This window comes from Synechococcus sp. R3-13 (assembly GCF_047462195.1).
Taxonomy (GTDB): Bacteria; Cyanobacteriota; Cyanobacteriia; order Thermostichales; family Thermostichaceae; genus Thermostichus.
Genome location: NZ_JANSIO010000370.1, coordinates 5,276 through 9,070, shown reverse-complemented (window position 1 = coordinate 9,070; position 3,795 = coordinate 5,276). Strand labels below are relative to the sequence as shown.

The 3,795-nt window shown below is 55.6% G+C and carries 2 protein-coding genes; both read left to right on the top strand.

The window, feature by feature from the left end; all coding sequences use genetic code 11:
* The first annotated feature begins 214 nt into the window (after positions 1–214).
* Complete coding sequence (locus NW856_RS11160) at positions 215–1,396, top strand: aldo/keto reductase (protein ID WP_414400302.1); 1,182 nt, start codon at positions 215–217, stop codon at positions 1,394–1,396.
* Positions 1,397–1,488: 92 nt separating this feature from the next.
* Positions 1,489–3,795, top strand: a 2,307-nt coding sequence (locus tag NW856_RS11155) for an AAA family ATPase (protein ID WP_414400300.1), incomplete at its 3' end; no start/stop codon positions are given.

The window sequence follows — 3,795 nt, the reverse complement described above, 5'->3', positions numbered from 1 at the left end:
ACGGCGGAAGTTGCGGGTTCGAGCCCCGTCAGCCCCGTACTCCTAAAACACTCTAGCTTAGTCGCTCCCCTGCAGCCCTCACATTTCCAGACTGATCTGATTTCTTGATTTCTGACGGTGACTGCTGCACAATGCGGCCGGCTCAGGGTTCAAGTTTCGGCGGTGGGGTATGGAAAGCCCGCCCTAAAATGGGGCTTAGTCCAGGGGAAAAACCATGCAGTATCGCAGATTTGGGCGTACCGAGCTGCCTATGCCTGTGCTGAGCTGTGGTGGCATGCGCTATCAACACAGTTGGCAAGATACTCCTTGGTCAGGGATCCCAGCGGCAAGCCAGCAGAACCTGGAGGCGACGATTCGCCGGGCCTTGGAGGTGGGCATCAACCACATCGAAACTGCCCGCGGCTATGGCACTTCTGAAATGCAGTTGGGCCGCATTTTGCCGCTCTTTCCCCGGCAAGATCTGATTGTGCAGACGAAAATTGGCCCCAGCGCCGACCCGCAGCAGTTCCTGGCCAAGTTCGAGCAATCGATGAGCTACTTGAACCTCGATTATGTGGATCTGCTGGCCATCCACGGGTTGAATACCTGGGAAGACTTGGAACACAGCCTGCGTCCAGGGGGGTGCCTGGAGGTGTGTCAGCGCCTGGTACGGCAGGGACGGGTGCGTTTCGTTGGCTTCTCCACCCATGGGCCAACGGAGTTGATTGTGGAAGCCATACAGTCAGGGGGCTTTGATTACGTCAACCTACACTGGTATTTTGTCAACCAAACCAACTGGCCCGCCATTGAGGCTGCCGCCCAGCAGGATATGGGGGTATTCATCATCAGTCCCTCAGACAAGGGGGGCAGGCTTTACGATCCGCCCGCCAAGCTGGTGCAGCTGTGCCAACCTCTCAGCCCAATGGTCTTCAACGACCTGTTCTGTCTGTCCCATCCCCAGGTTCACACCCTCAGCATTGGGGCAGCTCGACCCAGCGATTTTGATGAGCACCTGCGGGCGGTGGAGCTGTTGGATCGGGCTGATGAGCTGTTGCCGCCGATCCTGGCCCGCCTAGAGCAAGCTTTGATCGAGAAGGTGGGAGAGCACTACGCCAAAACTTGGCACCAGGGCCTGCCTCGCTACGACCAAACCCCCGGACAAGTGAATATCCCGTTCATTCTGCTGCTGCGCAATTTGGTCTTGGCCTATGACTTGGTGGACTATGCCAAGAGCCGTTACAACCTGTTGGGCAATGCCGGCAGTTGGCTCCCCGGCCAGCGGGCAGACAAAGTGGATGCCGAAGCCCTGCGACCCTATCTTATCCACAGCCCCCACCGCGACCGGATCCCGGCTTTGTTGCAAGAAGCCCATCGCCTGCTCTCTGGAGCTGAGGTGAAGCGCCTATCTCAGAGCTAGCTTGCTCAGGGATCCCCCCGTTTGACGGTCGAGATCCGGTGGAATTACACTGAGATATTGAGCTCATTAGCATCACGGGATCCCGCCCCTCCATGAGCTACTTGGTTATCGACACCGAGGGCAACCCCAACCTCAAAGAAATCGCCCTTATCGACAGCAGCGGCAAGCTTATTTACCATGCCTACACCCAAGAATACTCGCCCCACCACCCCCAGCCCAAACCTTTGGCCCAAATCGTTGCTGACCTGCGGCGCTTGGCACAAGGCAAGACTCTTGTTTTCCACCACGCAGAGCAAGACCTAAAAATCCTTAAACAAGCCTTTGAGCAAGCTAACCAAGAGTGGCTTTCTAACCCCGTTTTTTGCACTTGGCTAGCTGCCAAGGAATGTTTCCCCAACCTCCCCAGCTACAGTCTAGAGTATCTTAGCAAACATCTTAGTATCCAACTGGAGAGCGGCTATTTCAACTCCAAACTGGCCCACGACGCCAGCTACGATGCCCTCTTTACCTACCACCTCTATCGCCACCTCACCCACGCTCAGCTCAAAGCCCAGAATGTTCCCAATCCTTTCGCCAACAGCAGAGTTGACAATCCCTTTCAGCATTATCCCGACGAGACCACCATCTATCAGCCTCAGTACCAGCAGCTCACTGCCACCCTACAGGACATCCAACGGGATCCCAACCACCAGAGCCGAGGGGTTGTCTTACTGGGAGAACCTGGATCCGGCAAGACCCACCTGATCATGCGGGTGGCCCAAAACCTCCTGCGCCACAACCGTCTCCTGTTTATCCCTCAGCCCACCCATCCCGACAACATCTACCACCACATCTACAGCCACACCCTGGAATCCCTGCGCGAACGGGTAGATGCCCATCACCACACCCAGCTCGACTACTTGATTGCCAAGAGCTTTGTGGAAATCTTGAAAACCTTCCCCCAAACCTCAAAAACTGAAGAGTTTCTCTCCCTTCTCACGGCGGATCCCCTCAACCTCTTTCATTGCCTGGGAGCAGAAGGCACCGAGCGTCGTCGTCAACAATGGCAAGCCATTGAAAAACGGGTTCTGCGCTGGTGGGCAGAGCAAAACTTTCTCACCGGTTCCACCGAAAACATTCTCAAGGGCATCATCAAATACTGCAGCTACAGGGATCCCAACCGCCGTCAACAGATCATCCGCTGGCTCAGCGGTACCGACCTGGATCCCGAGGATACCGGCTTGATTGGGTTGCCCCCCTGGAGTGCAGATCTCGACCGCAACACCTTTGCTCTAGAAGGAATGAAAGTCATCGGTAGGCTCTCGCTGCTTGACCGACCTCTCATTATTGTCTTTGACCAATTGGAAGCTTTGGGCCGAGAAGAAAATCGAGATATCCTCCTCAACTTGGGCGATGCCCTGAAAGAGCTTTTTACCCGTATCCCCAACAGTCTGTTTATCCTCAATCTGTTCCCCGACCGTTGGCAACATTTCCAAACCCAATTTGACCGGGCCACCGTTGATCGTCTCTCCCAAACCGTTCTCTCTCTGGATCCCCCACCTGCTCCCCAGCTTCAAACCCTTCTGCAAACCCGTCTGCCCTCAGGGATCCACCTCCAAGCTCTCTTCACCGCCGATGACCTAAGCGATATTCTTGGTCAACCCTCCATCCGCGCCATTCTCAACCGAGCCTCAGCCTACTATCGCCACTACATCAACGGGATCCCTCTCCCTCCCCAGGTGCAAGTTGTACCCACTGCCAGCAATCTAGCCGCCCGTGTCCAGCGGCTCGAAACTGAGCTGCAAACCCTCAAACAACTGCTCATCCCCCTTCTTCCTGCCCAGAGTCTTGTTGCTGTAGCTCCGCCTCCCCAGCCACCCGGCCTCTCTGAGGATCTTGCCGAAGTCTTGGAACCCTACCTCCGTGATACCGAGGCCCAGCTTCGTGACAGCTATCCCCAAGAGGCGATTATGGACAGCACAGCTGATATCGGCAAATTGCGCACCATCGTCAATGCCCTGCAAGGGATCCATCCTGTCCCCATGAGTGCCCTGAAGCTGGGCAAACGCAAGCTTCCAGATCACCTCTATTTCTCCGACCAGAAGCGGGTGATCGCCTTTATCCAAGTGGATCCCGGCAGCATGTATGGGCAGGTCAATAACTTCAACCAATTGGTGAGTGCTCACCCTGAGCTTCAGTTTCTTTTGCTACGGGATGCCCGCCTTAAGCCTCCTTCCAAAAAGGCTACCGCCACCAAAGAGGCCTTGGCTGCCCTCAACAACAGCCCTAATGGCAAGTATGAGCTGCTCACCAAAGAGGATCGCATTCACCTGGAGCTGATGTACAGAATGATCACCGACATCCAAAACCGCGACTTGGAGCTAGACCTGACCTCAGCCGTTCGGTACTATCTTGAGCAT